Source organism: Albimonas marina (genome assembly GCF_029223255.1).
Lineage (GTDB): Bacteria > Pseudomonadota > Alphaproteobacteria > Rhodobacterales > Rhodobacteraceae > Albimonas.
Genome location: NZ_JARHUC010000005.1, coordinates 193953 through 220277 on the forward strand (window position 1 = coordinate 193953; position 26325 = coordinate 220277).

General features: G+C 73.5%; 21 protein-coding genes. 4 read left to right on the forward strand and 17 right to left on the reverse strand.

The features are described 5' to 3' along the window. The first annotated feature begins 4 nt into the window (after positions 1–4). Complete coding sequence (locus P2H44_RS15600) at positions 5–1135, forward strand: S-(hydroxymethyl)glutathione dehydrogenase/class III alcohol dehydrogenase (protein ID WP_275764829.1); 1131 nt, start codon at positions 5–7, stop codon at positions 1133–1135. Positions 1136–1328: 193 nt separating this feature from the next. On the opposite strand, the gene P2H44_RS15605 is transcribed toward P2H44_RS15600, so the two are convergent. After that, a complete protein-coding gene (locus P2H44_RS15605; protein WP_275764831.1) occupies positions 1329–2756 on the reverse strand; it encodes an alanine/glycine:cation symporter family protein in 1428 nt (475 codons plus the stop codon). 293 nt (positions 2757–3049) lie between these two features. On the opposite strand from P2H44_RS15605, the gene P2H44_RS15610 reads away from it, so the two are divergent. Both P2H44_RS15610 and P2H44_RS15615 read left to right on the forward strand, forming a co-directional pair. Next, positions 3050–3916, forward strand: coding sequence for an NYN domain-containing protein (locus P2H44_RS15610; RefSeq protein ID WP_275764832.1), 867 nt, complete (start codon positions 3050–3052; stop codon positions 3914–3916). A 537-nt stretch (positions 3917–4453) separates the two neighbouring features. After that, the gene (locus tag P2H44_RS15615; RefSeq protein ID WP_275764834.1) at positions 4454–6088 is read left to right on the forward strand and encodes an alpha-D-glucose phosphate-specific phosphoglucomutase; all 1635 of its coding nucleotides are present in this window, start codon (positions 4454–4456) and stop codon (positions 6086–6088) included. Between the two features lie 295 nt (positions 6089–6383). Here P2H44_RS15615 and P2H44_RS15620 read toward each other — a convergent pair whose 3' ends face one another. Further along, positions 6384–7148 carry a GNAT family N-acetyltransferase gene (locus P2H44_RS15620; RefSeq protein ID WP_275764835.1) on the reverse strand — a complete coding sequence of 255 codons (765 nt, stop codon included), beginning with the start codon at positions 7146–7148 and terminating at the stop codon, positions 6384–6386. Positions 7149–7254: 106 nt separating this feature from the next. On the opposite strand from P2H44_RS15620, the gene msrB reads away from it, so the two are divergent. Further along, positions 7255–7650: a peptide-methionine (R)-S-oxide reductase MsrB gene (msrB, locus tag P2H44_RS15625; RefSeq protein WP_275764836.1), complete on the forward strand. Its 396-nt coding sequence runs from the start codon at positions 7255–7257 to the stop codon at positions 7648–7650. Between the two features lie 46 nt (positions 7651–7696). Here msrB and P2H44_RS15630 read toward each other — a convergent pair whose 3' ends face one another. The 15 genes from P2H44_RS15630 to P2H44_RS15700 all read right to left on the reverse strand — a co-directional run bounded on the left by P2H44_RS15630 (position 7697) and on the right by P2H44_RS15700 (position 26313). Then, a complete protein-coding gene (locus P2H44_RS15630; RefSeq protein WP_275764837.1) occupies positions 7697–8161 on the reverse strand; it encodes a hypothetical protein in 465 nt (154 codons plus the stop codon). 123 nt (positions 8162–8284) lie between these two features. Next, positions 8285–9619, reverse strand: coding sequence for a cell division protein FtsA (ftsA, locus tag P2H44_RS15635; RefSeq protein ID WP_275764838.1), 1335 nt, complete (start codon positions 9617–9619; stop codon positions 8285–8287). Continuing rightward, a complete protein-coding gene (locus P2H44_RS15640) occupies positions 9616–10554 on the reverse strand; it encodes a cell division protein FtsQ/DivIB (RefSeq protein WP_275764839.1) in 939 nt (312 codons plus the stop codon). The genes ftsA and P2H44_RS15640 overlap by 4 nt, the downstream gene beginning before the upstream one ends. 49 nt (positions 10555–10603) lie before the next feature. Further along, entirely contained in the window at positions 10604–11524 is a 921-nt protein-coding gene (locus P2H44_RS15645; RefSeq protein WP_275764840.1) for a D-alanine--D-alanine ligase, read from the reverse strand. A 495-nt stretch (positions 11525–12019) separates the two neighbouring features. Then, the gene (gene murB / locus P2H44_RS15650; protein ID WP_462976301.1) at positions 12020–12982 is read right to left on the reverse strand and encodes a UDP-N-acetylmuramate dehydrogenase; all 963 of its coding nucleotides are present in this window, start codon (positions 12980–12982) and stop codon (positions 12020–12022) included. Positions 12983–13025: 43 nt separating this feature from the next. Continuing rightward, complete coding sequence (locus P2H44_RS15655) at positions 13026–14309, reverse strand: APC family permease (RefSeq protein ID WP_275764841.1); 1284 nt, start codon at positions 14307–14309, stop codon at positions 13026–13028. Between the two features lie 160 nt (positions 14310–14469). Next, entirely contained in the window at positions 14470–15909 is a 1440-nt protein-coding gene (gene murC, locus P2H44_RS15660) for a UDP-N-acetylmuramate--L-alanine ligase (protein WP_275764842.1), read from the reverse strand. A gap of 68 nt (positions 15910–15977) precedes the next feature. Further along, positions 15978–17075 carry a UDP-N-acetylglucosamine--N-acetylmuramyl-(pentapeptide) pyrophosphoryl-undecaprenol N-acetylglucosamine transferase gene (locus P2H44_RS15665; RefSeq protein WP_275764843.1) on the reverse strand — a complete coding sequence of 366 codons (1098 nt, stop codon included), beginning with the start codon at positions 17073–17075 and terminating at the stop codon, positions 15978–15980. Then, complete coding sequence (locus P2H44_RS15670) at positions 17072–18235, reverse strand: peptidoglycan glycosyltransferase FtsW (protein WP_275764844.1); 1164 nt, start codon at positions 18233–18235, stop codon at positions 17072–17074. The genes P2H44_RS15665 and P2H44_RS15670 overlap by 4 nt, the downstream gene beginning before the upstream one ends. Next, positions 18232–19665: a UDP-N-acetylmuramoyl-L-alanine--D-glutamate ligase gene (gene murD / locus P2H44_RS15675; RefSeq protein ID WP_275764845.1), complete on the reverse strand. Its 1434-nt coding sequence runs from the start codon at positions 19663–19665 to the stop codon at positions 18232–18234. The genes P2H44_RS15670 and murD overlap by 4 nt, the downstream gene beginning before the upstream one ends. Continuing rightward, positions 19662–20222 carry an AAA family ATPase gene (locus tag P2H44_RS15680; protein ID WP_275764846.1) on the reverse strand — a complete coding sequence of 187 codons (561 nt, stop codon included), beginning with the start codon at positions 20220–20222 and terminating at the stop codon, positions 19662–19664. The genes murD and P2H44_RS15680 overlap by 4 nt, the downstream gene beginning before the upstream one ends. A 7-nt stretch (positions 20223–20229) precedes the next feature. Continuing rightward, complete coding sequence (gene mraY, locus P2H44_RS15685) at positions 20230–21318, reverse strand: phospho-N-acetylmuramoyl-pentapeptide-transferase (RefSeq protein WP_275764848.1); 1089 nt, start codon at positions 21316–21318, stop codon at positions 20230–20232. Next, positions 21318–22784 (reverse strand): UDP-N-acetylmuramoyl-tripeptide--D-alanyl-D-alanine ligase, encoded by a 1467-nt coding sequence (locus P2H44_RS15690; RefSeq protein ID WP_275764850.1) that lies wholly within the window; start codon positions 22782–22784, stop codon positions 21318–21320. The genes mraY and P2H44_RS15690 overlap by 1 nt, the downstream gene beginning before the upstream one ends. Beyond that, a complete protein-coding gene (locus tag P2H44_RS15695; protein ID WP_462976302.1) occupies positions 22781–24310 on the reverse strand; it encodes a UDP-N-acetylmuramoyl-L-alanyl-D-glutamate--2,6-diaminopimelate ligase in 1530 nt (509 codons plus the stop codon). Before P2H44_RS15695 ends, P2H44_RS15690 begins: the two co-directional genes overlap by 4 nt. Further along, positions 24307–26313 (reverse strand): peptidoglycan D,D-transpeptidase FtsI family protein, encoded by a 2007-nt coding sequence (locus tag P2H44_RS15700; protein WP_275764854.1) that lies wholly within the window; start codon positions 26311–26313, stop codon positions 24307–24309. Before P2H44_RS15700 ends, P2H44_RS15695 begins: the two co-directional genes overlap by 4 nt. Positions 26314–26325: the final 12 nt, after the last annotated feature.

Below are 26325 nucleotides of genomic sequence, written 5' to 3' on the forward strand. Positions count from 1 at the left end.
CGCCATGAAAACCCGCGCCGCCATCGCCGTTCAGGCCGGCAAGCCGCTCGAGATCGCCGAGGTCAACCTCGAAGGCCCGCGCGCCGGCGAGGTGCTGGTCGAGATCATGGCCACCGGCATCTGCCACACCGACGAGTTCACCCTCTCGGGCGCCGACCCCGAGGGGCTGTTCCCCGCGATCCTGGGCCACGAGGGCGCGGGCGTGGTGCGCGAGGTCGGGGCGGGCGTCACCTCCGTCAAGCCGGGCGACCACGTGATCCCGCTCTACACGCCCGAGTGCCGTCAGTGCGCCTCGTGCCTCAGCGGCAAGACCAACCTGTGCACCTCGATCCGCGCGACCCAGGGCCAGGGGCTGATGCCGGACGGGACCAGCCGCTTCACCACGCTCGATGGCGACCCGATCCTGCACTACATGGGCTGCTCGACCTTCTCGAACTTCACGGTGCTGCCGGAGATCGCTGTGGCGAAGATCCGTGAGGACGCGCCCTTCGACAAGGTCTGCTACATCGGCTGCGGCGTGACCACGGGCATCGGCGCGGTGATCAACACCGCCAAGGTCGAGATCGGCGCCAAGGCGGTGGTCTTCGGCCTGGGCGGCATCGGGCTGAACGTGATCCAGGGCCTGAAGCTGGCGGGCGCCGACATGATCATCGGCGTGGATCTCAACAACGAGAAGAAGGAATGGGGCGAGCGCTTCGGCATGACCCATTTCATCAACCCGACCGAGATCGGCGAGGACCTGGTCCCCTACATCGTCAACATGACCAAGACGCCCTTCGACCAGATCGGCGGCGCGGACTACACGTTCGACTGCACCGGCAACGTGAAGGTGATGCGCGACGCGCTGGAGTGCGCGCACCGCGGCTGGGGCGTCTCGGTCGTGATCGGCGTGGCGCCGGCGGGGGCCGAGATCGCCACCCGGCCGTTCCAGCTGGTGACGGGACGGGTCTGGAAGGGCTCGGCCTTCGGCGGCGCGCGCGGGCGCACGGACGTGCCCAAGATCGTGGACTGGTACATGGACGGGAAGATCCAGATCGACCCGATGATCACCCACACCCTGAAGCTCGAGGACATCAACAAGGGCTTCGACCTGATGCACGCGGGCGAGAGCATCCGCTCGGTGGTGGTCTACTGATCCCGACGGGATCGCGCGTCAGGCGCGGCGCATCGAGCGCGGCGGAGCCGGCGCGGCGCATTGAAATGCGCCCTACGGGGGGCGGCCTGCGGGCCGCCCTTTCGCGTTCCGGGGACGCGCGCGTCGGGCGCCGGAACGGGAAAGGCCCGCCCCCTTGCGGGGACGGGCCGTGTCGGCGCGGGGCGCGCGGGCCTCACTTCGAGGCGTCGGCCCAGGCCTCCTTGTCGATGTCGAGATCGTCGTACTTGTAAATGTGGAAGGTCGGATGCTCGACGCCGGCGGCGAGCTGCTCGCGGTAGTCGCGCAGCAGGCGCATGCCGATGGGGAACAGCATGGTCAGCGCCACCAGGTTCACCAGCGCGAGGATGCCCATCAACGGGTCCGAGAAGAAGAACACCGACGTCGCCTCGGGCGCGTATGCGCCCAGGAACACCAGGCCCATGATCAGGATCTTCAGGACGTGGCCCGCGATCGGGTTGTCGGTGAACACCGTCAGCGCCGTCTCGCCGAGGTAGTAGTTGTAGATGATCGACGAGAAGGCGAAGAGCAGGATCGCCGTGGTGAGGTAGTACTGGGACCACTCGCCCACGTGGCTCGCCAGGCTCTGCTGGGTCAGGGCCACGCCGTTCACGTCCTCGGCCCCCGGCACGTAGACGTCGCCCAGCAGGATCACGAAGGCGGTGCACGAGCAGATGATGATGGTGTCGATGAACACCGACAGGCTCTGCACGATGCCCTGGCTGACCGGGTGGCGCACCCAGGCGGTGGCCGCCACGTTGGGGGCCGAGCCCAGGCCCGCCTCGTTCGAGAACAGGCCCCGGCGCAGGCCCTGCGCCACCGCGGCGCCGACGCCGCCCGAGACGGCCTCCTCGATCCCGAAGGCGTTGGCCACGATCTGCCACATCACGCCGGGCAGGCTGGGGATGTTGATCAGGATCACCACGACCGCCATCAGCAGGTAGCCGATGGCCATCACCGGGATGATCACGTCGGCGGCCGCGGCGATGCGCTTGATGCCGCCGTAGACCACCAGGCCCGTCAGCAGCGCCAGCGCGATCCCGGTATAGGTCCGCGGCACGCCCAGGCTGTCCTCGGCGGCGCCCGCGACGGTGTTGCCCTGGAAGGCGTTGAAGCCCAGCGCGAAGGCCGCGATCAGGCACACGGCGTAGAGGATCGCCAGCCAGCGGAACTCATGCCCCAGGCCGTGGATGATGTATTGCGCGGGCCCGCCGCGATAGGTGCCGCCCGGCTCGTTGCGCTTGTAGAGCTGGGCGAGCGAGCACTCGAACAGGCTCGTCGCCATGCCGATCAGGGCGATCATCCACATCCAGAACACCGCGCCCGGGCCGCCCAGCGTGATCGCCACCGCCACGCCCGCGATGTTGCCTCCGCCCACGCGCCCGCCGACCGAGACCAGCAGCGCCTCGCGCGAGGAGATGTGCCCCTGCGCGCCGGGGTCGGTCGAGGGCTTCAGCACCCCGAACATGCGCCCGAAGAAGCGGAACTGGACCAGGCCGGAGACCAGCGTGAAGAACACGCCCAGCACGACCAGGAAGGGGATCAGCGACCATCCCCAGGTGAAATCGCCGATGTAGTTGAACAATTGTTCGAGGAACGCCATCGCGGAAATACCCTCTCGCATCGCCCCCGGCGGGGGGCCTCTCCTCCAGTCGGCCACAGACGGGCCGATTGAGCCAGCGTCAGTTTGGGGCGCCCGACGGTTTCGCGGGGAGGTTTTCCACGCAGCGGGATCGCGGGCCCGCCGGCAGGGCGCGACGCGCCGGGCTCCCCCCAACCCGGCCCCGCAGGACGGCGGCGGCGCGCGCCGGACCGCGCGCGCAGATGAACGCGACGCTTGACGTAGATGACCGGGGCGGCGACACGGGGGGCGACGCGACCGATCCGGAGCCGCCGATGTCCGAGCCTCTTCCCCGCCTCGCCGTCCTGATCGACGCCGACAACACCTCGCCCAAGGTGGCCGAGGGCCTGTTCCTCGAGATCGCCAAGCTGGGCGAGGCCTCGGTGCGGCGCATCTACGGCGACTTCTCCGACGACCGGCTGAAGGGCTGGGCGAAGATCCTGGCCAATTACGCGATCATCCCCCACCAGCAGTTCGCCTACACCCAGGGCAAGAACAGCTCCGACATCGCGCTGGTGATCGACGCGATGGACCTGCTGCACTCTGGGCGCTTCGACGGGTTCTGCCTGGTCAGCTCGGACAGCGACTTCACGCGGCTCGCGAGCCGCATCCGCGAGCAGGGGATGCACGCCTACGGCTTCGGCCAGCGCAAGACGCCCGAGGCGTTCCGCCAGGCCTGCCTGCGCTTCTTCTACATCGAGAACCTGATGGCCGAGGCCGAGGCCGCCGCCGCCCACGCGGCCGAGGACGCCGCGGAGGAGCCCGGCGACGCCCCCGCCCAGAGCGCCGGCGGCGAGGGCGCGGCCGAGGTTGCAGGCGAAGGGACCGCGGCGGAAGAGGCCGCCAAGCCCCGCCGCCCCGAGGCGCCCTCGCGCGCGGTGCCCCTGATCCGCAAGGCGATGGAGGGGATGACGGACGAGGACGGCTGGGTCTCGCTGGGGGTGATCGGCCAGCGGATCGGCGCGCTGGCGCCGGATTTCGACAGCCGCACCTACGGCTCCTCGAAGCTCTCGGACCTGATCCGGCGGGCGGGGCCGTTCGACATGAAGAAGGACGACGCGAACCACGTGCGCGTGCGCTTCAAGGCGAACGGAACCAAGACCAAGACCCGCAAGAAGAAGGACGAGGCCGCGGAGGGCTGAGCAGGCCGCCCCCGCCCGTCCCGCCCGGCGCTCCCTCGACGGCGCTCCCGCACGCGCGCCCAAGGGCCCCGGATCCCCCCGCCCGCCCGCCGCGAAGGCGCCGCGTCCGGCGTCGCGCGGAGGGCCGCCGCCCCGCCCGCGGCGCCCCCCGGCCGCCCCGTCGGCCTCCTGTCCCGCCGCCCGCCCCGAGCGCCCCGGCGCGACGCCCCGGGGTCCTCGCGAAGCGCCTGTTCTTCGGAGCCGTCTCTCGCTGATGCCGTAAAGAGCGACTCGTCCGCCGGGGTCAGGGATCGCGAAGCGACCCCCGAAGGGGGCTTGTCCTTGACCCCGGCGGGCGAGTCGCTCAGGCATCAACAGCGAGAGACGGATCCGAAGGACAGGCGCGGGCCCTGTTCTTTGGTGAGTCGGGAGCGTCCCTCCCCCCCGCCCCCAAGCGCGCGCTCGCCGGCGGTTGACCCCCGCCGCGCGCCGCGCCTTACTCCCCCCGCCGCCGGGCCCCGCGCCCGGAGACCGCCGCTGGACCTGCCGGAGACCCCGATGACCCCGACCGTCGTGAAGACCTCGCCGATTCCCGGACAGAAGCCCGGCACCTCGGGCCTGCGCGCCCGCACCCGGACCTTCATGGGCCCGCACTACCTCGAGAACTTCGTGCAGTCCGTCTTCGACGCTCTGGGCGGGATCGAGGGGCGGACCCTCGTGCTCGGCGGCGACGGGCGTTATTTCGGCCGGCAGGCCTCGGCGACGATCCTGAAGATGGCCGCGGCCAACGGGGCGGCGAAGGTGGTGGTGGGGCGCGGCGGCCTGCTCTCGACCCCCGCCGCCTCCGCGGTGATCCGCGAGCTGAAGGCGGACGGGGGTCTGATCCTCTCGGCCTCGCACAACCCGGGCGGCGAGGACGGCGACTTCGGGGTGAAGTACAACATCGCCGCCGGCGGTCCCGCGCCCGAGAGCATCACCAACGCCATCCACGCGAAGACCGAGACGATCGAGCGCTACCTGACCCTCGACGTCCCCGACCCCGACCTCGAGACGGTTGGGAGCTTCGAGCTGGGGGGCATGGCGGTCGAGGTGATCGACCCGGTGAAGATCCACGCCGACCTGCTGGAGCGCCTGTTCGACTTCGACGCCATCCGCGAGATGATCGCCCACGGCTTCACCCTGCGCTTCGACGCGATGCACGCCGCCACCGGCCCCTACGCGGTCGAGGTGCTGGAGACCCGGCTCGGCGCCCCCACCGGCACGGTGATGAACGCCACGCCCCTGCCCGACTTCGGCGGCGGCCATCCCGATCCGAACCCCGCCCATGCGCATGAGCTGTGGAACCTGATGACGGGGCCCGAGGCGCCGGACTTCGGCGCGGCCTCGGACGGGGACGGCGACCGCAACATGATCCTGGGGCGGGAGGTCTACGTCTCGCCCTCCGACAACCTGGCGGTGCTCGCGGCGAACGCGCACCTGGCGCCGGGCTATGCGGGCGGGCTGAAGGGGATCGCGCGCTCGATGCCCACCTCGCGCGCCGCCGACCGGGTGGCGCAGGCGCTGGGGGTGGAGCTGCACGAGACGCCGACGGGGTGGAAGTTCTTCGGCACCCTCCTCGACGCCGGCCGCTGCACGATCTGCGGGGAGGAGAGCTTCGGCACCGGCTCCGACCATGTGCGCGAGAAGGACGGGCTGTGGGCGGTGCTCCTGTGGCTCAACATCCTGGCGGTGCGGAAGATCTCGGTGAAGGAGATCCTCGAGGATCACTGGGCCCGCTTCGGCCGCGACGTCTACACCCGCCACGACTACGAGGCGATCGACGCGGGCGTGGCGGGGGCGCTGATGGACGACCTGCGCGCGAAGCTCGACGGGCTCGCGGGGACCAAGGCCGGCGCGCTGACGGTCGAGGCGGCGGACGACTTCGCCTACACCGACCCGATCTCGGGCGACGTGGCGACCAGGCAGGGGATCCGCATCCGCTTCGCCGAGGACGCCCGCCTGGTGCTGCGCCTGTCGGGCACCGGCACCGAGGGCGCGACGCTGCGCGTCTACATGGAGCGTCGGCTCGCCGACCCGGCCGAGGCCGCGGGCGCCGATCCCCAGGTGGCGCTCGCCCCGGTGATCGAGGCCGCCGAGGCGCTGGCCGGCATCCGCGCCCGCACCGGGCGCGAGAAGCCCGACGTCACCACCTGACGCGCGCAGGAGCGCTCCTCCCGCGCCGGCGCAAGCCTCCTGGACGGGGAGAGGCCCCGGGTCGAAGCCCGGGGCGCGCCCGCGAGGGCTGCGCCGCAAGCGCATAGGCAGGGCATGTTTGCGACGGACGCGACCGGCGCCAGGCGACGCCTGCCGCCGGGCCGGACCGCGGGAGGGGGGCGCGAAGGCCGCGCGCCTCCGCCCTTGCGGAGGCGTCCGCGCCTGCGCGGACCCTGCGGGGAACCCGCAGGCGCGGCCGGGGCCGCCCCACGCGCCAGCCGGCGACGCCTGCGGCTCAACCCGCGGCGGGGCGCATCAGGCGGCGGCGGGCGGGGGGCACCCGCTTGATCTCGACGCCGGTGAAGACGTGCAGGGTATTGAGGTCCCGGTCGATCACCGCGTGATCCGACACCCATCCCCCCAGCAGCAGGTAGGAGCGCAGCAGCGGCGGCATCCGGCGCATCGCCAGCTTCATGTCCGGCCGCATCCGCCTGAGCTTCGCCGCGAAACGGAAGATCGAGGGCGCCTTGGGCCGCGGCAGCCAGCGCTTCGGCGCCAGGTGCTTCTCCTTGAGATAGGCGAAGGCGTCCATGTAGGTCTCGGCCTCCACCCCCTCGAAGCTGGAGCAGCCGAACAGCAGCTCCACCCCCTCCGCCTCGACGTAGGAGGTCATCGCCGCCCAGGCGGCGCGGATCACGTCGGGGTCGCGCAGGCCCGGCGCCATGCAGAAGCGCCCCATCTCGACGATGGGACCGCCGAAGGCCTTGAGGGAGGAGAGCTCGTAGTACTGGGCCGAGTAGCTGCGCCCGATCTCCGCCCCGCTCGCCAGCGGCATCATCCGGAAGCAGCAGACCAGCTCGCCCTCGGCCGTCTCGACCAGCGCATGCAGGCACTGGTCGTCGTAGCCGTCCCGGTCGAGCCCAAGCGCCCGGTCGCCGGTCAGCGCCGCGCCGGGGCGGGCGGCGATGAAGGCCTGGAAGCGAAGCCGCTGCGCGGCCTCGACGTCGGCGGGCTCGCGCGAGAGCCGGACCGTGTAACGACCCCGAGAGAACATGCGCATCCACCCCTCCACAGCCAGGGACCCGCGGACTAGATAGGGTGGGAGCGATGACGAACGCATGACGGGCCCGCAGGATGCGGCCGAACTGTCGCAGGGAAGGAACACCATGACCGACAAGGTGATCAAGTCCGACGCCGAGTGGCGCGCGCAGCTCGACCCCCTGACCTACAAGGTCACGCGCGAGAAGGGGACCGAGCGGCCCGGCGCCCACCCCGGCTTCCCCAAGGGGCCGGGAACCTACCTGTGCGTGTGCTGCGGCGCGCCCCTCTTCGACGCCGAGACGAAATACGAGAGCGGATCGGGCTGGCCGAGCTTCTGGGCCCCCATCGAGCAGGAGGCAGTCGAGCTGCACGAGGACCTGAGCCACTTCATGCGCCGCACCGAGGTGACCTGCGCCAAGTGCGACGCCCACCTCGGCCACGTCTTCCCCGACGGCCCGCAGCCCACGGGCCTGCGCTACTGCATGAACGGCGTCTCGATGACCTTCGAGCCGGAGGAGTGAGGGCCGCGCGCGCGGCGTTCGTCGCGCGCGGCCGTCTGCGATCCGCCTAGCGGGTCAGCTCCACCGACTTGCCGTCGTTCGAGGTCAGGCAGCGCCACTCGCCGCCGTCGTCGTCGGTCATCGTGATCAGGGAGTTCGCCTCCGAGAACTCGGCGCCGGTGACCTTGATGCCGCCGCGGCCGACCTCCTTGCGCAGGGCGCGGCGGCAGGCCTGGCGCTGCACCTTCATCTCGGCCCCGCCGCCGGCGGCGGCCGGGGTCACGGCGGTCAGCTGCTCGAGCTTGCCGTCGTCGCCGGCGTAGCAGTCCCACTCGCCGCCCGAGGCGTCCTCGAGATGCACGTACCACTGGGCGCCCATCTTGTCGGCCCCCAGCACCTGGCCGCCGGCGCCCCCGGCCTGGGCGCGCACGCCGTCGATGCAGGCGTCGACGGCGTCCTGCTCCCCGGCGTGGGCGATGCCGAACGATCCCGCCGCGATGGCGAGGGCGATGGCGGCTGCGATGCGGATCATGAGCGTCTTCCGTCCCTGTCTGAAGCCGTTCGGGACAGGAGACGTCGCTTCTCAGGCGAAATCAAGCATTCGACTTCGCGCGGGGTCGTGCGCGCGCCGCCGGTCAGGCGGCGCGGCCGAGGCTCACCAGTTGTCCTTGAACCAGCGCACCGTGCGGCGCAGGCGGGTGCCGCCGCCGAGGCCGGCGGGCTCCTCGAAGTCCCAGAACTCGTCGTGGGGGCGCACGGCGTAGGCGGCGAGGCCCACGGCGGCCGAGAAGGCCGGGCCCGCGGCCGACTGCGGCAGGCCCGCGACCCGCAGCGGCCGGCCGATGCGCACCCGCTGGCCGATCACCCGGCGCGCGACGTCCTCGAGCCCCGGGAGCTGGCTGCCGCCGCCGGTCAGCACCACCCGGCGGGAGGGCAGGCCCGCGAAGCCCGCGCGGTCCAGCAGGTGGCGCACCTCCTCGAAGATCTCCTCCACGCGTGGCCGGATCACCCCGATCAGGGCGGCGCGGGTGATGGTGCGGGTCTCGCCCTCGGCGCCGCCGAGCACGGGGACGGTGATGAGTTCACGGTCGTCGAGCCCGGTCGCCATGACGCCGCCGTGCAGGGTCTTGATCCGCTCGGCCGTGGCGGTGTCGATGCCGAAGGCCTCGGAGATGTCGCGGGTCACGTGGGCGCCGCCGACGCGGGCGACGTCGAGGCAGATCAGCTGCTTGCGCAGGAAGATCGAGACGCCGGTGGCGCCGCCCCCCATGTCCACGCAGGCCGCGCCCAGCTCCTGCTCGTCCTCGACCAGCGACGAGAGGCCCGACGAATAGGGCGCGGTCACCACGCCCGCCAGCTCCAGGTCGCAGCGGCGCACGCAGCGCGCGAGGTTGCGAAGCGGCGCGGAGGCGACCGAGAGGATGTGCATGTCGACCGAGAGGTTCTGCCCGGTCATCCCGCGGGGATCGGAGAGGAACGTGGTCTGGTCGAGGGTGAAGTTCACCGGCAGGGCGTGCAGGATCTCGCGCCCCTCCTCGGCGGGGGGCTCGGGGCAGGCGGCGAGGGCTGCGGCCACGTCCTGGTCCGTCACCTCGCCGGACATCACCTCGGCGTCGCCGGTGAAGCCCCACGAGACGGGACGGGCGCCGGAGACGGCGCCGATCACCTGGTCGACGCGCACGCCGGCCATCTTCTCGGCGGCCTGCAGCGCGGTGCGGATGGCGCGCTCGCATTCCTCCATGTCCACGATCTCGCCCAGGCGCACGCCGCGCGACTGGGTGACGCCCACGCCGATCACGCGCATGGCGAGATAGCCGCCCTGGCGCCCCTCCTCGGCGGTGGCGGCGGCGAGCTTGGCGGGGTCGATGCGCAGGATCAGGCAGGCGGTCTTGGAGGTGCCGATGTCGAGCACCGCCAGCAGCCCCCGCTTCAGCGCGGAGCGGAGCTGGTCGCGCATCATGCTCTGCGAGGCGAAAAGCGCGTGCCTCATGCCTTCTGTCCTTCCAGGAGTTCGCGCGCGCCCTCGAGCACGTCCACCGCCCGCGGGGTCAGGCGCAGGGTGGGACGCTCGGGGTCGCGCAGGTCGATGATGGAGACCTCGCGGTCGAGAAGCTGGTCGTCGCGGTCGAGCCGCAGGAGCCGGCGCAGCGCGCCCTCGGGCTCCTTCTCGGGCAGGTGCACGACCATCCCGGAGCTGAGCGCGAGGGACCAGCGCCGCTCGCCCACCCGCACGAGGCCGCGCAGGCGGTCGTTGACGGGCTGGGCGAGGTCCCACAGGCGCAGGCCCTCGTCGATGGCGCGGTCGGCGCCCTCGCCCAGGATCAGCGGCAGGTTGGGCCGGTCCGCGCGCGAGGCGACGGGGCCGATCACCACGCCGTCGCGGTCGAGCAGGTGCAGCTGGCCGTCCCAGCGCCACAGGGCGGCGGGGGCGCGCTGGGCGATCTCGATGCGCAGGGCGCCGTCGGCCATCACCTTGGGCTCGGCCCGGGCGACGCCGGGGATGGTCTCGACCTCGGCCTTCAGCTCGGCGAGGTCCAGCTCCAGCGAGGAGACGGGCAGCGGCAGGTCGAGGCGCGCGGCGACGCGGCTCTGCAGGTCCGGGCTGCCGCCCTGTATGTCGAGGCGCAGGACCGCGAACTCCGGCCGCTCCACCACCACGGCGCGGGCCTTGAGGGCGAGGTCCATCGCCAGGTCCTGCACCGTGGGGCTGCGCCAGGCCCAGAGCGCGGCGAGCGCGATCAGGACCGGCACGGTCAGCCGGCGGACGGCGAAGCGCACGTAGCCGCGCCGCCCCAGCCGGTCGAGCCGGTAGCGCCAGCGCGAGGGCGAGGGATCGCGGCGGCGGCGCGGCGTCTCGAACGGGCCCGGCGGCTCGGGCCGGATGCGCCGCATGCGGCGGGCGAGGGCGCGGCCCAGCGCGCTCATCGCCGCGGCTCCGGGCGCAGGATGGGGACTAGGACCAGGACGGGGGCGGTCAGCGCAGGCATGAGGCGTCCTCCACCAGCCAGGCGCAGAGGTCGGGGAAGGAGACGCCGGCATGGGCCGCCTGCTCGGGCGCGAGCGAGGTGGGGGTCATGCCGGGCTGGGTGTTGACCTCGAGCAGGATCAGGCCGCCGACGCCCTTGCTCTCGTCCCAGCGGAAGTCGGAGCGCGACAGGCCCCGGCAGCCCAGCGCCTGGTGGGCGCGCACGGCGATGTCGAGGCAGGCGGCCTCGATCTCTTCGGGGATCTGGGCGGGAATCACGTGGGAGGAGCCGCCGGCCTGGTACTTGGCGGCGTAGTCGTACCAGCCCCCGCCCGCGGCCATGATGTCGGTGACGGCCAGCGCGCGGTCGCCCATCACGGCGACGGTCATCTCGCGGCCGGGCACGAAGGTCTCGGCCAGCAGGATGTCGGGCGCGTCGGGGGCGAGGCGCGCGGGGCCGTTCGCGCCCTCGGGCACGATGTAGACGCCGACCGAGGAGCCCTCGTTGTAGGGCTTCAGCACGTAGGGAAGCGGCAGGGGGTGGGAGACGGCGGCCTCGGCCTTGGGCACCAGCCGGCCCTCGGCCACCGGCAGCCCGGCGGCGGCGAAGACCTCCTTGGCCTTGACCTTGTCCATGGCGACGGAGGAGGCGAGCACCCCGGAATGGGTGTAGGGCAGGCCCAGCCATTCCAGCAGGCCCTGGACGCAGCCGTCCTCGCCCCAGCGGCCGTGCAGCGCGTTGAACACCACGTCGGGGCTCGCGTCCGCGAGGCGCTGGACCAGGTCCGGTCCTGCATCGATCTCGATCACCGCGTATCCCGCGGCGCGCAGGGCCTTGGCGCATTCGGCGCCCGAGGAGAGGGAGACCTCCCGCTCGGCCGAACGGCCGCCCATGAGCACCGCCACGCGGGTGGAAGCCCTGCCCGACATGCCGCCTCTAGTCCCTCGCCCCTCTGCGGGGGCTTGCTTGGACGCCCCCGTTTTCGAGGTGCGCCCGCCTGTATGGCCGCCGCCGGGTTTTCCCGATCGGGCGGCCGATGCCCGGTCACGTCCCGACTTCGGGTCGGATCTGCGGAACGGTCCGCAGGCCGTTGCGAAGCGGGGCGTTTTTGGAGTGTAGCGCGAAGGGGAGGCGCAAGAAACCCTGAATGCAGGTCCGGCGCCGCGGAACCCGGCCGCAGGGGGCGTCTTCCGCTGGGTGGGGAGGGGTTCCGCGGGAGAGGAGCGTGCGCGCCGCGACGTCTCGGGGCGGGGAGGGCCCGCCGTCTCCTGCGGATGGAGCGCGCGCGGCCGAGGCCCCGGGTCAGGCCCGGGGCGCCTTGGGCGAGGCTGACGCGTCGCGGGGGCGTTGGCGTCGGGCGCCTGGGGCGGTGGCCCCGGCCCAGGGTCGGGGCGCCATGCGCCCGGGCGGGCGGTGAGGCGGCCTCAGGAGGGGAGGCCGATGCGCTTGATCTCCCACTCCAGCTCGATGCCGAAGGCCTCGCGGACCTTCTCGCGCACCTCTTCGCCCAGGCCCTCGAGATCGGCGGCCGTGGCGCCGCCGGCGTTGATCAGGAAGTTGGAGTGCTTGGGCGAGATCTGCGCCCCGCCCCGCGTCGCCCCGCGCATCCCCGCCCGGTCGATCAGCGACCAGGCCTTGAGGTCCATCGGGTCCCCGTCCTCGCCGGTCGAGGAATAGCCGGCGGGATTGCGGAAGGTGGAGCCGCAGGAGCGGTCCTTCGTCGGCTGGCTCGCCTCGCGGCGGGCGATGTAGTCGTCCATCCGCGCCTCGATCGCCGCGCGTTCGCCGGGGGCGCCGCGCAGGATCGCCTCGACGATCACCCAGTCCTCCGGCAGGTCGGAGCTGCGGTAGGCGAAGCCGATCTCGGAGGCGGGGAGGCGATGCGCCCTGCCCTGCCGGTCGAGCGCGGTGATCTCCTCGAGCACGTCGGCGGTGTAGGACCCGTAGCAGCCGGCGTTCATGCGCACCGCGCCGCCAATGGCGCCGGGGATTGTGCGCAGGAACTCGAGCCCCGCGATCCCCGCCTCGGCCGCGGCCATCGCGGCGCGGGAATCGAGCATCGCGGCGCCCACGCGCAGCCGCGCGCCCTCCAGCGGCTCGGCCCCCATGAAGGCGCGGCCCAGCCGCACCGCGACGCCGGGCAGCCCGCCGTCGCGCACGATCAGGTTCGAGCCGACGCCCAGCGGCGTCAGCGGCACGTCGGCGGGAAGGGCCGCGAGGAAGGCCGAGAGGTCGTCCGCGTCCTCGGGCTGGAACAGCGCCTCGGCCGGGCCGCCCACGCGCAGCCAGCACAGGTCGGCGAGCGGGCGCATCGGCGTCAGCCGGCCGCGGACCTGCGGCAGGCGGGCGAGCAGCGCCTCGGCGTCGAGCGCTGCGCCCGGGTGCATCTCGGCCGTCATCCCCGCCGTTTCCCTCTCATCCATTCCCCGCTCATCCTCCAAACACGCCCGCGGCCACGGCGGCCACGGACATGGCCATGCCCGCCCAAGGCGCCCAGAATGGGGCGGTCCAGGCGCCCTCGGGCGCCGGGCCCTTCCGGCGCAGCACCAGGAGCGCCAGGTTCACCGCCACGAAGACCGCCAGCAGGATGCCCGCGGAGCCGGCTGCGAGCGAGCCCAGAGGCACCGTCACCGCCACCGCGATGACCAGCGCGGCCATGATCAGCGTCGCGATCGCCGGCGTGCCCCGCCCCGGCAGGACGCGCGCGAGGAAGCCCACCGCCGGGTAGCGCCGCCCGGTCCCGTAAAGGATGCGCGAGCCCATGACCATCTGCGCCAGCACCCCGTTCAGCGCCGCCGCGCCGCCGATCAGGGCGATGGCGGGGACCAGCGCCGGGGCGCCCGCGCGCACCACGCCCGCCAGCGGATCGTACATGGTGGCCAGCAGCGCCGAGGGCACCGCATGCAGCGCCGCCATCGCCACCAGCGAGTAGAGCACCGCGGTGATCCCCAGCGCGGTCAGGATCGCGCGGACCATGGTGCGGCCGGGGTCGTGCGTCTCCTCGGCCATGTTGACCATGTCCTCGAAGCCGATGAAGGCGAAGAAGGCGAGCAGCGAGGCCCCCGCCAGCGCGCCGCCCATCGCCGCGAAGCCGCCCTCGGCGGCGGCGGCGCCCGCGAGGCCCGCGCGCCACTCGGCGGTGGCGGGCGCCTCGAACCCCGCCCAGATCGCCAGCAGCAGGCCGCCCACCTCGATCACCGTCAGCGCGGCGGCGAGCGCGAGGGATTCGACCACCCCCCAGATCGCCGCGAAGGCCATCAGCGCGATCAGCGGCGGGATCAGCCAGGTGTAGGAGATCATCGCCTTCAGCTCGTTCGGCAGCGGCGCCAGCGCCCACAGGTAGGCCGCGCCCCCCTGGATCACCGCCGAGGCCGAGAGCGTGGCGCCCCCGACGATCAGGATGCCCGCGACGGGCGGCAGCAGGCGGATGCCGAAGGCGTCGCGCAGCCAGGCCACCTCGCCCCCCGCCTCGGGGATGCGGCCGGCGAGCTCGGCGTAGCTCATCGCGGTGGGGGCGGCGACGAGGCCGGCGATCACGAAGGCGACGGGGGCGAAGAGGCCGGTGCGCCCCGCCACCTCGCCCACCAGCACGTAGATGCCGGCGCCCACCATCACCCCCAGCCCGTAGAGCATCAGCAGCCAGAAGCCGAGCCGGCGGTGGAGGCCGTCGCCGGACGGTCCGGGGGGAGGGGCGGCGGAAACCGGGTCGGTCATCGGGCGTCGCTCCGTCTGGCCGAGGCCCGGGGGGCTGCGCGGCGGGTCGGGTCTGGCGCCGCGCCGGGCCGGCGCAGGCCGCGGGCGGCGGAGAGGCGCCGGGCGGGCGCGTCCCCCATGGCGTCGCCCGCCGCGGCCCGCGCCCGGCGGCGCGCGGCGTTCACTCGGCGGCGGCGGCGCGCCCTTCGAGGGCGGCGGGCAGCTCGCGCGCCCACTGGCTGATCGAGCCGGCGCCCAGGCACACCACGATGTCGCCGGGGCGCGCGTGGGCCGCCACGAAGTCCGGCAGCCCGGCCGCGTCGTCGACGGCGCAGGCGTCGCGATGGCCGTGACGCGCGAGGCCCGCGACCAGCGCGTCGCGGTCGGCGCCCTCGATCGGGCTTTCGCCCGCGGCGTAGACCTCGGCGATGCCCACCGTGTCGGCGTCGTTGAAGCAGGTGCAGAACTGGTCGAACAGCGAATGCAGGCGCGAGTAGCGGTGCGGCTGGTGGATCGCGATCACCCGGCCCTGCGGCCCCACCGCCTGGCGGGCGGCCTTCAGCACCGCCGCGATCTCGACCGGGTGGTGGCCGTAGTCGTCGATGATCGGGGCGCCGTTCCATTCGCCGACCCGGGTGAAGCGGCGGTTCACGCCGCCGAACTTCTTCAACCCCGCGCGGATCGCGTCGTCGGCGAGCCCCAGCTCCAGCCCCACCGCGATCGCGCCCAGCGCGTTGAGCACGTTGTGGTCGCCGGGCATCGGCAGCTCGATCCCCTCGATCCGCCGCTCGCCGCGCGCCAGGCCGTCGCGCAGGCGGGCGATGACGTCGAACTTCGAGGTCGGCCCCTCGTGGCGCAGGTTCACGCCCACCACGTCGGCCTGCAGGCTGAAGCCGTAGGTGATCTTGCGGCGGTCGTCGACGCGCCCGACCAGGGCCTGCACCTCGGGGTGGTCGATGCAGCACACGGCGGCGCCGTAGAAGGGCAGGTTCGACACGAACCGCTCGAACGCCGCCTTCACGCCCTCGAAGTCGCCGTAGTGGTCCAGGTGCTCGGGGTCGATGTTGGTGATGATGGCGATGGTCGCGGGCAGGCGGTTGAAGGTGCCGTCGCTCTCGTCCGCCTCGACCACCATCCACTCGCCCTCGCCCATCCGGGCGTTGGAGCCGTAGGCATGGATGACGCCGCCGTTGATCACGGTCGGGTCAACCCCGCCGGCATCGAGAATGGCCGAGACCATCGAGGTGGTCGTGGTCTTGCCGTGGGTGCCGGCCACCGCGACGTTGTATTTCAGGCGCATCAGCTCGGCGAGCATCTCGGCCCGGCGCACCACCGGCAGGCCGGCGGCGCGGGCGGCGTCGAGCTCGGGGTTGCCCTTCTTGATGGCCGAGGACATCACCACGACCTTGGCGCGGCCGAGGTTCTCGGCCCGCTGGCCGATCTCGATCCGGGCGCCCAGGGTGCGCAGGCGCTGCACGATCTCGCTGTCCTTGGCGTCGGAGCCCTGGACGTCGTAGCCGAGGTTCAGCATCACCTCGGCGATGCCGGACATGCCGATGCCGCCGATGCCGATGAAGTGGATCGGGCCGATCTCCTGCGGCTGGCGGCTGACGGGGGACATGGGCTGGGCTCCGGGGATCTGAAGGGGTCGGGTCGGACGTCGGCCTCAACCTAGGGCGCGACGCAGGGTCAGGCGACCTGTTCCGCGGTCGCGGCGGCGAGATCGGCGAGGCGTTCGGCCGCGTCGGGCCGCCCCAGGGCGGCGGCGGCGGCGGCCATGGCCGCGGCGCGCGTCGGATCGCCGAGGACGGAGGCGATGTGCGCCGAGAGCGCCTGCGCCGTCAACCCCGCCTCCTGCGCCGCGATCGCCGCGCCGGCTTCGGCCAGCGGGCGGGCGTTGGCGGTCTGGTGATCGTCCATCGCGTGGGGATAGGGGATCAGGATCGAGGGGCGCCCGATCGCGGTCAGCTCGGCGACCGTCGAGGCCCCGGCCCGGCACGCCACCAGCTGCGCCTCGGCGATGCGTTGGGGCATGTCGGAGAAGAACGGCGCGACCTCGGCCGGGACGCCCAGGTCGGCGTAGGCCCGGGACAGGCCCTCGGCCTCGCCCTCGCGGGCCTGCTGGGTCAGGCGCAGGCGGGCGCGGAGGTCCTGCGGCAGGGCCGCGACGGCCTCCGGCACCAGGCGCGAGAGGGCGGAGGCGCCCTGGCTGCCGCCGAAGACCAGCAGGTTCAGGGGGCCGTCGGCCGGCGCCGCGTAGGGCGCGCCGGCGAGCGCGCGGGCGGCGTCGCGGATCGGGTTGCCGACGTGGCGCGCATCCACGCCCGCGGGCGCGTTGGTCAGCGGCCAGGTCCCGCAGGCGACCAGCGCCACGCGGGGTGCGAAGACGCGGTTCACCCGGCCCAGCACGCCGTTCTGCTCATGGATCAGCCGGGGGCGGCCCGAGAGCACCGCGGCCGAGAGGGCGGGCAGCGAGGGATAGCCCCCGAACCCCGCCACCACCGAGGGCGGATCGCGGCGGAACCAGCGCAGCGTCTCGAGCACGCCCATGCCGATCAGCGCCGGCGCGGCGAGCTTCGCCAGCGCCCCGCCCCGCGCGAAGGTGGCCGAGCGCACGGGCACGCGGGCCACCGCCTCGGGGAAGCCGCCCGCATAGCGCGCGCCACGGTCGTCGGTGGTCAGCGACACCCGCCAGCCCCGGCGCAGCATCTCCTGCGCCAGCGCCTGGGCGGGGAACATGTGCCCGCCGGTGCCCCCGGCGGCGATCACCAGGTGCGGCGCGCTCAAGCCGAGTGCTCCAGCGCCTCGAGCACGTCGCGCTGGGGGCGCTTGCGGGTCATCGCCAGCAGAAGGCCCATGCCGATGCCGGCGGCGAGCAGCGAGGAGCCGCCGTAGCTGACGAACGGCAGCGTCATGCCCTTGGCGGGCAGCAGGCGGATGGCGACGCCCAGGTTCACGAAGGCCTGCAGGCCCACGAGCCCGGCCATGCCGGCGCCGGCGAGGCGGGCGAAGGGGTCGCGCTCCTCGGTCAGGCGGTAGAGGGCGCGGATCGGGATGAACAGGAACAGGCCGATCACCAGCACGCACAGCACCAGGCCGTATTCCTCGGCCGCCACCGCGATGATGAAGTCGGTGTGCGCGTCGGGCAGGATGTTCTTGACCGAGCCCTCGCCGACGCCGACCCCGAAGAAGCCGCCCTCCTGGATGGCGTTGGTGGCGTAGCCGATCTGGGTGCGGGGATCGACCTCGGCCGCGAGGAACCCGTCGATGCGCCGCGCGAAGTGCTGGGAGTTCTCGTAGGCGAAGGCGCCGACCGCGGCGACGCCGCCGGCGATGCCCACCATCAGCGGCACCGAGGCGCCGGCGACGAAATACATGATCCCCCAGGCCGCCAGCAGCAGCGCCGCCTGACCGAAGTCGGGCTGAAGGGCCAGCATCGCCGCGCAGCCGCAGGCGAGCAGGAAGCTCAGGAACTTGCCCGGAGGGCCGCGGCGGTCGAAGGTCGCGGCCATGATCCAGGCGGCCGTCCCCACGAAGGCGGGCTTGAGGAACTCCGAGGGCTGCACCGTCAGCACGCCCAGCGAGACCCAGCGGATCGCGCCCTTGCCGAAGTCGGTGCCGATCACCGGCAGCGCGAGGCAGACCAGCAGCGCCCCCACGAAGCCCACGACCGAGAGCCGGCGCACCGTGCGCACGTCCTGCATCGAGATGCCGACCATCAGCGCCACCGCCAGCGTGGCGAAGGCGGCCTGGCGGATCACGAAGTAGAAGGGCGGCAGGCCCAGCCGCTCGGCCAGCGGGGCCGAGGCCGCCATGCCCACCACCAGCCCGATCACGATCAGGCCCAGCACCGCGCCCACGGTCCAGCGGTCGACGGTGCGCCACCAGCGGGTGAGGATCGGCTCGGACGAACGGGCGGCGACGTGGCCGAACACCATCTCGGTCATGCGGTCTCCTCCTGGGTCTCGGGCAGGCCTGCGGCCTTGCGGGCGAGGGCGCGGAACACGTCGCCGCGATGCTCGAAGCTCTTGAACTGGTCGAAGCTGGCGCAGGCGGGCGACAGCAGCACCGCCTCGCCGGGCTGCGCCTCGGCGGCGGCGCGGGCGACGGCGGTCTCGAGGTCGCCGCAGAGCACGTGGGGCGTGTCGCCGAGCGTGGCGGCGAAGGCGTCCGCGGCCTCGCCGATCAGGTAGGCGCAGGCCACCCGGTCGAAGAGGGGGACGAGCGGCGCGATCCCGCCCGCCTTGGGCACCCCGCCCGCGATCCAGCGCACGCGCGGCCAGGCGAGCAGCGCCTTCTCGGCCGCGTCGGCGTTGGTGGCCTTGGAGTCGTTGACGAAGGCCACCCCGTCCTTCTCCGCCACCAGCTCCAGCCGGTGGGGCAGGCCCGGGAAGGTCTTCAGCGCGGCCTCGATGGCGCGGGGCGCGACGCCCAGCGCCCGGCAGGCCGCCCAGGCGGCGCAGGCGTTCTGGTGGTTGTGGGCGCCCTTCAGCGTCGCGAGCTCCCGCAGGTCGACCGAGGCGACCTGCTTGCCGCGGCGCGTCTCGGCGAGGAAGCCCTTGCGGGCGGTCACCGCCCAGGCCTCGCCCGGCAGCTTGCGGGCGAGCGAGAGGCCGATGATCCCGTCCTCCTCGCCGGTCCGGCCCCGCATCCGGTCGGCGAGGAAGCGGCCCTCGGGCTCGTCCATGCCGACCACGGCGCGCTCGGGGGCGCCGGCCTCGAAGAGGCGCGCCTTGGCGGCGAAGTAGCCGCCCCGCCCGCCGTGGCGGTCGAGATGGTCGTCGGAGAGGTTGAGGAACACCGCCACGTCGGGGGCCAGCGTGCGCGCCAGCTCGATCTGGTAGGAGGAGAGCTCCAGCACCAGCACCTCGCCGTCGTGGAACGGCTCGAACCCCAGCACGCCGACGCCGATGTTGCCCCCGACCTGGGCGGGGGTGCCGGCGGCCTCGAGGATGTGGCCGATCAGGGCGGTGGTGGTCGACTTGCCGTTGGAGCCGGTGATGCAGACCACGCGGGGAGGCACGTCGAAATCGTCGAAGTCGCTTTCGGCCAGCGTGCGGAACAGCAGGCCCACGTCGTTGTCGACCGGCACGCCGCGCGCCCAGGCCTGCTCCACCGCCTTGTGGGGCGCGGGATAGAGCGCGGGGATGCCGGGGGAGACGCAGAGCAGCGCGAGGCCCGCTTCCCAGGCCCTTTCGCGCCCGAGGTCGGCGATCTCGAACCCCTCGGCCTCGGCCGCGGCGCGCGCGGCCTCGCCGTCGTCCCAGCAGACCGGGACCGCGCCGCCGGCGGCCAGCGCGCGGGCGGCGGCGAGGCCGGAGCGGCCGAGGCCCAGGACGCCCACCCGGGCGCCGTCGAAGCCGGGAACGGGGATCATGCGGCGGCCTCCAGCGCGCCGAGGCGGGCTTCCAGCCAGTCCGCCCGCTCGCTCACGGGCAGGCGGGGCAGCGGCTCGGTCGCGTAGCCCTCGGCGGGGTAGCGGGTTTCGAGATGGTCGTGCTCGGCCAGCGCGGCGGCGAGGTCCAGCCGGCGCTCGGCGTCGGGGCGGTGCAGCTCGGGCCAGGGGGGCGCGAGGAACACGGGGCCGTCGTAGCGGCGGGCGGCGAGCTCGGCGGCCATGGCCGGGGGAACCGGCAGGCCCATGCGCTCCAGCGCCGCCACGGCGTCGAGGATCGAGCGGTCGAAGAGCGTGGGGCCGGGGCGGGCCAGCGCCGCCTCGTGATCGGCGGCGGCGCGGGCGACGCAGAGCTCGGCGAAGCGGGCGAGGTTCGTCCAGGGCAGGCCGTCGCCGCCCTGCTCCGTCTCCTCGCGCACCACCTCTCGGCCGGGCTCGGGGGCCGTGGCCCAGCCGCGGGCGGCCATCTCGGCCAGCAGCGTGGACTTGCCGCCGCCCGAGCAGCCCGAGATGACGAAGAGACGGGGCCCGCGCGCCATGATCTCCCTACCTGAGCTTCAGACTGGCGAGGCCGACCAGCGCGAGGATCACCGAGATGATCCAGAACCGGATCACGATGGTGGGCTCCTGCCAGCCGAGCTTCTCGAAATGGTGGTGGATGGGCGCCATCAGGAACACCCGCTTGCCGGTCATCTTGAAGTAGCCGACCTGGATGATGACCGACATCGCCTCGACCACGAAGAGGCCGCCGATCACCGCCAGGATGATCTCGTGCTTGGTGGCCACCGCGATGGCGCCGAGGCCGCCGCCGAGCGCGAGGGAGCCGGTGTCGCCCATGAACACCTGCGCCGGCGGCGCGTTGAACCACAGGAACCCCAGGCCCGCGCCGATCAGGGCGGCGGAGAAGACCGCGATCTCGCCGGTGCCGGGGACGTACCAGAGCCCGAGGTACTCGGTGAAGTCGGCGCGGCCGACCACGTAGGCGATGAAGCCCAGCGCCGCGCCCGCGATCATCACCGGCATGATGGCGAGCCCGTCGAGCCCGTCGGTCAGGTTGACCGCGTTGGCCGCGCCCACGATCACCAGCATGGCGAACGGGTAGAACAGCAGGCCGAGGTCGAGCAGCACGTCCTTGAAGATCGGCATGGCCAGCGCGCCCGAGAGCGGCGCGGGCTGGAGCCACACGCAGGTCAGCGCGGCGGCGAGCGCGATGGCGAAGCCCGCGGCCAGGCGGATCCGCCCCGGCACGCCCTTCACGTCGAACTTGGAGACCTTGAGGTAGTCGTCCGCGAAGCCGATGGCGCCGAAGCCCGCCACCACCAGCACCACCACCCAGACGTAGCCGTCGGTCAGGTCGGACCACAGCAGCGTGGACAGCATCAGCGAGAACAGGATCAGCACGCCGCCCATGGTGGGGGTGCCGGTCTTGGTCAGCAGGTGCCCCTCGGGCCCGTCGGAGCGAATCGGCTGCCCCTTCTTCTGCATCCGCCGCAGCGTGTTGATGATCGGGTTGCCGAAGCCGAAGCTGAGGAACAGCGCGGTCAGGAACGCGCCGCCCGACCGGAAGGTCAGGTAGTTGAAGAGGTTGAACAGGTCGCCGCCCTGCGAAAGGGGGGTCAGCAGGTGGTAGAGCATCAGGCGTCCTGTCCTTCGTCGTCGCCTTCGGGGGTCTCGGGCGCGGGGCGGCCGAGCGCCTTCACGGCCGCGACCACGCGCGCCATCCGCGCGCCGAGCGAGCCCTTCACCATGACCACGTCGCCGGCGTCAAGCAGGCGTCGGACCTCGCGCGCCATCCCCTCGCTGTCCGCGGCATGACGGCCGCGGCGCTCGGCCGGCAGGGCGTCGTGCAGCGCCTTCATCAGCGGCCCGACGGTGTGCACGCGGTCGAGCGCGGCCATGGCCGGATGCTCGGCCAGCCCCCGGTGGAGCGCGACCTCGTCGGGCCCCAGCTCCAGCATGTCGCCCAGGATCGCGATCTTGCGGCCCTTGATGTGGCGGCCGAACCCGTCCTCGGGCGCCGAGGCCGCCAGCACGTCGAGCGCGGCGCCGACCGAGGTGGGGTTGGCGTTGTAGCTCTCGTCGACCAGGTGCACCGCCCCGTCGAGGCCGGCGGCGTCGAGCGCGATGCGCCAGCGGCTGCCGCGCCCGTCGGGGGCGTGCCAGGCGCCCAGCGCCAGCGCCGCGCGGGCGGGGTCGGCCCCGACCGCCTCGACCGCCAGCAGCACCGCGAGCGCGTTCATCGCGAAATGCGAGCCGGGCGCGCCGATCTTCACCAGCGCGTTGCGCCCGTGGATGCGCGCGGTCAGCGCGGTGCCGCCCGGCCCGGGCGCGGCCTTGAGCATCCGGGCCGTGCAGCGCGGCGAGGAGCCGAAGCGCAGGATCGTCTTCACCCCCACGCGCTTCGCGCGCCGGGCCAGCCGGTCGTAGTGGGGATTGTCGCGGGGCAGGATCGCCACCCCGCCCGGCTCCAGCCCCTCGAGGATCTCGGCCTTGGCGAAGGCGATCTCGGCCTCGGAGCGGAAGTGCGCCATGTGCACCGGCGCCACGGTGGTGATCAACGCCACGTGGGGGCGGGCGAGCTTCGTCAGGGGGCGGATCTCTCCGGCATGGTTCATGCCGATCTCGATCACCGCGTATTTCGTGGCCTTCGGCATCCGCGCCAGCGTCAGCGGCACGCCCCAGTGGTTGTTGTAGCTCTTCTCCGCCGCGTGGGTCGCGCCCTGGGGGGCCAGCGCCGCGCGCAGCATCTCCTTGGTCGAGGTCTTGCCGACCGAGCCGGTCACCGCGACGACCTTCGCCTTCGTGCGGGCGCGGGCGGCGGCGGCGAGGGCTTCGAGGCCGGCGAGCGTGTCCTCGACGATCAGCAGCGGCGCGCGCTCGTCCAGCCCCTCGGGGATGCGGGAGACGAGGGCGGCGGCGGCGCCGGCCTCGAGCGCGGCGGCGACGAAGTCGTGGCCGTCGCGCACGTCCTTGAGGGCGACGAAGAGGTCGCCCGGCTCGACCGCGCGGCTGTCGATGGTCACGCCCGCGGCGTCGAAGGCGCGCGTGGCGCGTCCGCCCGTGGCGGCCTCGGCCTCCGCGCTGGTCCAGAGCGTGGTCATGCGTCCCCCGTATCGTCTTCCGCGTCCAGCACCTGGACGGCGGCGCGCGCCTGTTCGGCGTCGTCGAACGGGATCACCTCCTGACCGACGATCTGGCCCGTTTCATGACCCTTGCCGGCGATGAGAAGACGATCCTGGGGCCCCAGCATGTCGACCGCGGCGAGGATCGCCTCGGCCCGGTCGCCGATCTCCATCGGGGCCGGATCGGCGCCCTCGCAGCCCGCGATCACCTGGGCGCGGATCGCGGCCGGATCCTCGGAGCGGGGGTTGTCGTCGGTCACCACGGCCACGTCGGCGGCCAGCGCCGCGCGCCCCATCAGCGGCCGCTTGCCCGCGTCCCGGTCGCCGCCGGCGCCGAAGACCACGACCAACCGGCCGGGGGTGTGCAGGCGCAGGGCGGCGATGGCGGTCGAGAGGCTGTCGGGCGTGTGGGAATAGTCGACGTAGACCCGCGCGCCGTTGGCGCGCGTCGCCACGTGCTCCATCCGCCCCTTCACGCCGGTCAGCGCCGGCAGGGCCGCGAAGACGGCGCGCGGATCCTCGCCGCAGCCGATGGCGAGCGCCGCGGCCATCAGCGCGTTCTCGCCCTGGAAGGCGCCGACGAGGGTCAGCTCGGCCTCGAAGGTCTCGCCAGCCCAAGCGAAGCGCAGGGTCTGGCCGGTCTCGTGATAGTCGGCCGAGAGCAGGCGCAGGTCCGCCCCCTCGGCCCGGCCCACCGCGATCAGGCGCTGGCCGCGGGCGCGCACGATCTCGGCCGCGCGGGGGAAGGAGGGGTCGTCGGCGTTCAGCGCCGCGGTCCCGTCCGCCGGCAGCACCCGGGCGAAGAGGCCGAGCTTGGCCTGCAGGTAGTCCTCGGGCGTGGGGTGATAATCCAGGTGATCGCGGGTGATGTTGGTCATCCCCGCCGCCCGCAGCCGCACCCCGTCGGCGCGGTATTGCGCGAGCCCGTGGGAGGAGGCCTCGATCGCCGCATGGTCGATGCCCAGCCCCTTCAGCTCCGCCAGCAGGGCGTGCAAGGACAGGGGATCGGGCGTGGTCAGGCCGCCGGGGCGGTCCAGCGCGCCCTCGACCCCGATGGTGCCCACGTTCACGGCCGCCCGCCCCAGCCGCGTCCAGATCTGGCGCAGGAAGGCCGCGACCGAGGTCTTGCCGTTGGTGCCGGTGACGGCCGCGACCACCTCGGGTTGCGCCGCGTGGAACGCCGCCGCCGCCCGCGCCAGCGCCAGCCGCGGCGCCTCGGTCACCGCCAGCGGCAGGCCCTGGGGCGGAACCTCCCGCCCCTCGGCCTCCCAGGCGGCCTGGATGGTCCGCGCCCCCTCGGGCGAGCAGACCACGAGCGGGGAGCCCATACGCAACGCGTAGGGCGCGAACTCCGCGCCGTCGACGCTCCCCTTCAATGCAAAGAACACGACGCCCGGCCCCGCCTTCCGGCTGTCGGAGGCGAGGCCGAGGATCTCCTGGTCCGGGTCCGCGCCCGGCGCCGGGGGAAGACCGAGCGCGCGCAGCGTCGCCATCGCGGACCTCAGCGGCTGGCGACCTGGCGGGGGCCGTGCTCCGCGCCCTCCGCCGGGTCGGTCTGCGGCCGCATCCCCAGGATCGGGGCGATGCGGGTCACCGCCTCCTTCACCGTGGGGGCGGCGGTCCAGCCGGCGGTGCGCCAGCGGCGGCCGTATTTCTCGGTCCAACCCTCGTCCAGCGTCACCACGATGACGTAGGCGGGGTCGTGGGCGGGGAACACGCCCGCGAAGGTGGCCAGCACCTTGGTCTTGTCGTAGCCGACCCCGTTGCGGCGCGGCTTCTCGGCCGAGCCGGTCTTGCCGCCGAGGAAATAGCCCTTCACCTCGGCGTTCTTGCCGGTGCCCTCGGTGACCACCGCGCGCAGCATGTCGCGCACCGCGGCCGAGGTCTGCTCGGAGATCACGCGGTCGGCCTCCGTCGGGCCCGGCGCGCCGGCGAGCAGCGTCGGCGTCACCTTCAGCCCGCCGTTCGAGACGGTGGCGTAGGCCGCGGCCAGGTGCAGGGGCGTCACCGCCACGCCGTGCCCGTAGGAGATCGTCATGGTCGAGATCTCCGACCAGCGCTGCGGCAGCAGCGGGTCGGCGCGCCCGGCCTCCGACAGCTCGACCGGGGTCGGGTCCAGCAGGCCCAGGCGCTCCAGATACTCCCGCTGGCGCTTGGCGCCGATCTGCAGCGCGAGACGGGCGGAGGCGGTGTTCGAGCTTTCGATGATCACGTCGCGCAGGGTCATGCGGGCGGGCATCTTGTGCGCGTCCGAGATCCGGAACCGCCCCCAGAACATCGGCCCGGAGCTGTCGATCATCGTCTCGGGCGTGGCGATCCCCGCCTCCATCGCCATGGCGGCGTTGAAGATCTTGAAGGTGGAGCCGAGCTCGTAGACCCCCTGCGCCGCCCGGTTGAAGGTGGCGTAGTCGTCCGGCAGGCCCTTGGTCGGGGGCGGGGGACGGTCGTTGGGGTCGAAGTCGGGCAGCGAGGCGAGCGCGATCACCTCGCCGGTGTTGGCGTCCATCAGCACGCCGGCGGCGCCGCGGGCGTGGAACTTCTCGACGTTGGCGCGCAGCACGTCGGTGAAGGCGCGCTGCACGCGCATGTCGATCGACAGGCGCATCGGCTCGGCGGCCTTGGCGGGGTCGCGCAGCGCCTCGTCGAGCTTGGCCTCGATGCCGCCCACGCCCACGATCTCGGCCGCGGTCACGCCCTCCTTGCCGAAGGAGGCGCCGCCCAGGATATGCGCCGCGAGCTTGCCGCCGGGATAGACGCGCATGTCGCGCCGGCCGAACTGCAGCCCCGGGTCGCCGATGTCGTGGACCTGCACGCGCTGGGCCGGGGTGATCGCCTTCTTGAGCCAGATGAACCGGCGCCCGTCGTTGAACTGGCGCATCAGCTCGTCGGCCCCGAGGTCGGGGAAGATCGCCGCCAGCTTGTCGGCGGCGCCCTGCTTGTCGAGCAGCTCCTCGGGGTGGGCGTAGAGCGACCAGACGGGGATGTTGGCGGCCAGCAGCTCGCCGTTGCGGTCGGTGATCTCGGCGCGGGCGGCGGAGAAGGGCGCGGAGTAGGCCGCGCGCGGCTCCTCGGGCTCGGAGGCCGAGATCAGCGCCATGCGGCCGGCGACCGAGGCGTAGGCGAGGAGGAAGGCGAAGCACAGCAGGTTCAGCCGCCAGCGGGCGCGCGCGCGTTCCTGCGCGGCGGTGCGGCGGCGGCGGTCGGCGCGGCGGGCGGCTGCCTCGGCGTTGGGGTCCACGCCCTCGCGCCGGGCGGCGATGACGTCGGCGAGACGCGCGCCCTCGGGCCCGTGGGAATGCTCCCGCGCGCCGGGGTCGACGTCGAACTCCAGCGCCTCGCGGCCGGCGCCGGCGCCGTAGACCACGCCCTCGACCGGGGCCGCGGGGTCGTCGCCGAACGCGTCGCGGCCCCACGCGGGATCGCGGGGGCCGGGGGCGCCGGAGGCGGGATCGTAGGGAACGGGCGCGCCGGCGGCGGGATCGTGGGGATCGACGTGGGACGAGGACATGACGGCTCTCCG

Excerpts from the sequence above, each read along its gene's own strand:
- murB (WP_462976301.1), bottom strand. The coding sequence starts at position 12,982 with ATGCACCCGGGCGCAGCGCTCGACGCCGAGGCGCTGCTCGCCCGCCTG.
- P2H44_RS15620 (WP_275764835.1), bottom strand. The coding sequence starts at position 7,148 with ATGCGCATGTTCTCTCGGGGTCGTTACACGGTCCGGCTCTCGCGCGAG.
- P2H44_RS15610 (WP_275764832.1), top strand. The coding sequence starts at position 3,050 with ATGTCCGAGCCTCTTCCCCGCCTCGCCGTCCTGATCGACGCCGACAAC.
- P2H44_RS15680 (WP_275764846.1), bottom strand. The coding sequence starts at position 20,222 with ATGGCGCGCGGGCCCCGTCTCTTCGTCATCTCGGGCTGCTCGGGCGGC.
- P2H44_RS15690 (WP_275764850.1), bottom strand. The coding sequence starts at position 22,784 with ATGACCACGCTCTGGACCAGCGCGGAGGCCGAGGCCGCCACGGGCGGA.
- P2H44_RS15615 (WP_275764834.1), top strand. The coding sequence starts at position 4,454 with ATGACCCCGACCGTCGTGAAGACCTCGCCGATTCCCGGACAGAAGCCC.
- msrB (WP_275764836.1), top strand. The coding sequence starts at position 7,255 with ATGACCGACAAGGTGATCAAGTCCGACGCCGAGTGGCGCGCGCAGCTC.
- P2H44_RS15645 (WP_275764840.1), bottom strand. The coding sequence starts at position 11,524 with ATGTCGGGCAGGGCTTCCACCCGCGTGGCGGTGCTCATGGGCGGCCGT.
- P2H44_RS15640 (WP_275764839.1), bottom strand. The coding sequence starts at position 10,554 with ATGAGCGCGCTGGGCCGCGCCCTCGCCCGCCGCATGCGGCGCATCCGG.
- ftsA (WP_275764838.1), bottom strand. The coding sequence starts at position 9,619 with ATGAGGCACGCGCTTTTCGCCTCGCAGAGCATGATGCGCGACCAGCTC.
- P2H44_RS15700 (WP_275764854.1), bottom strand. The coding sequence starts at position 26,313 with ATGTCCTCGTCCCACGTCGATCCCCACGATCCCGCCGCCGGCGCGCCC.
- mraY (WP_275764848.1), bottom strand. The coding sequence starts at position 21,318 with ATGCTCTACCACCTGCTGACCCCCCTTTCGCAGGGCGGCGACCTGTTC.
- P2H44_RS15605 (WP_275764831.1), bottom strand. The coding sequence starts at position 2,756 with ATGGCGTTCCTCGAACAATTGTTCAACTACATCGGCGATTTCACCTGG.
- P2H44_RS15600 (WP_275764829.1), top strand. The coding sequence starts at position 5 with ATGAAAACCCGCGCCGCCATCGCCGTTCAGGCCGGCAAGCCGCTCGAG.
- murC (WP_275764842.1), bottom strand. The coding sequence starts at position 15,909 with ATGTCCCCCGTCAGCCGCCAGCCGCAGGAGATCGGCCCGATCCACTTC.
- P2H44_RS15630 (WP_275764837.1), bottom strand. The coding sequence starts at position 8,161 with ATGATCCGCATCGCAGCCGCCATCGCCCTCGCCATCGCGGCGGGATCG.
- P2H44_RS15670 (WP_275764844.1), bottom strand. The coding sequence starts at position 18,235 with ATGACCGAGATGGTGTTCGGCCACGTCGCCGCCCGTTCGTCCGAGCCG.
- P2H44_RS15655 (WP_275764841.1), bottom strand. The coding sequence starts at position 14,309 with ATGACCGACCCGGTTTCCGCCGCCCCTCCCCCCGGACCGTCCGGCGAC.
- murD (WP_275764845.1), bottom strand. The coding sequence starts at position 19,665 with ATGATCCCCGTTCCCGGCTTCGACGGCGCCCGGGTGGGCGTCCTGGGC.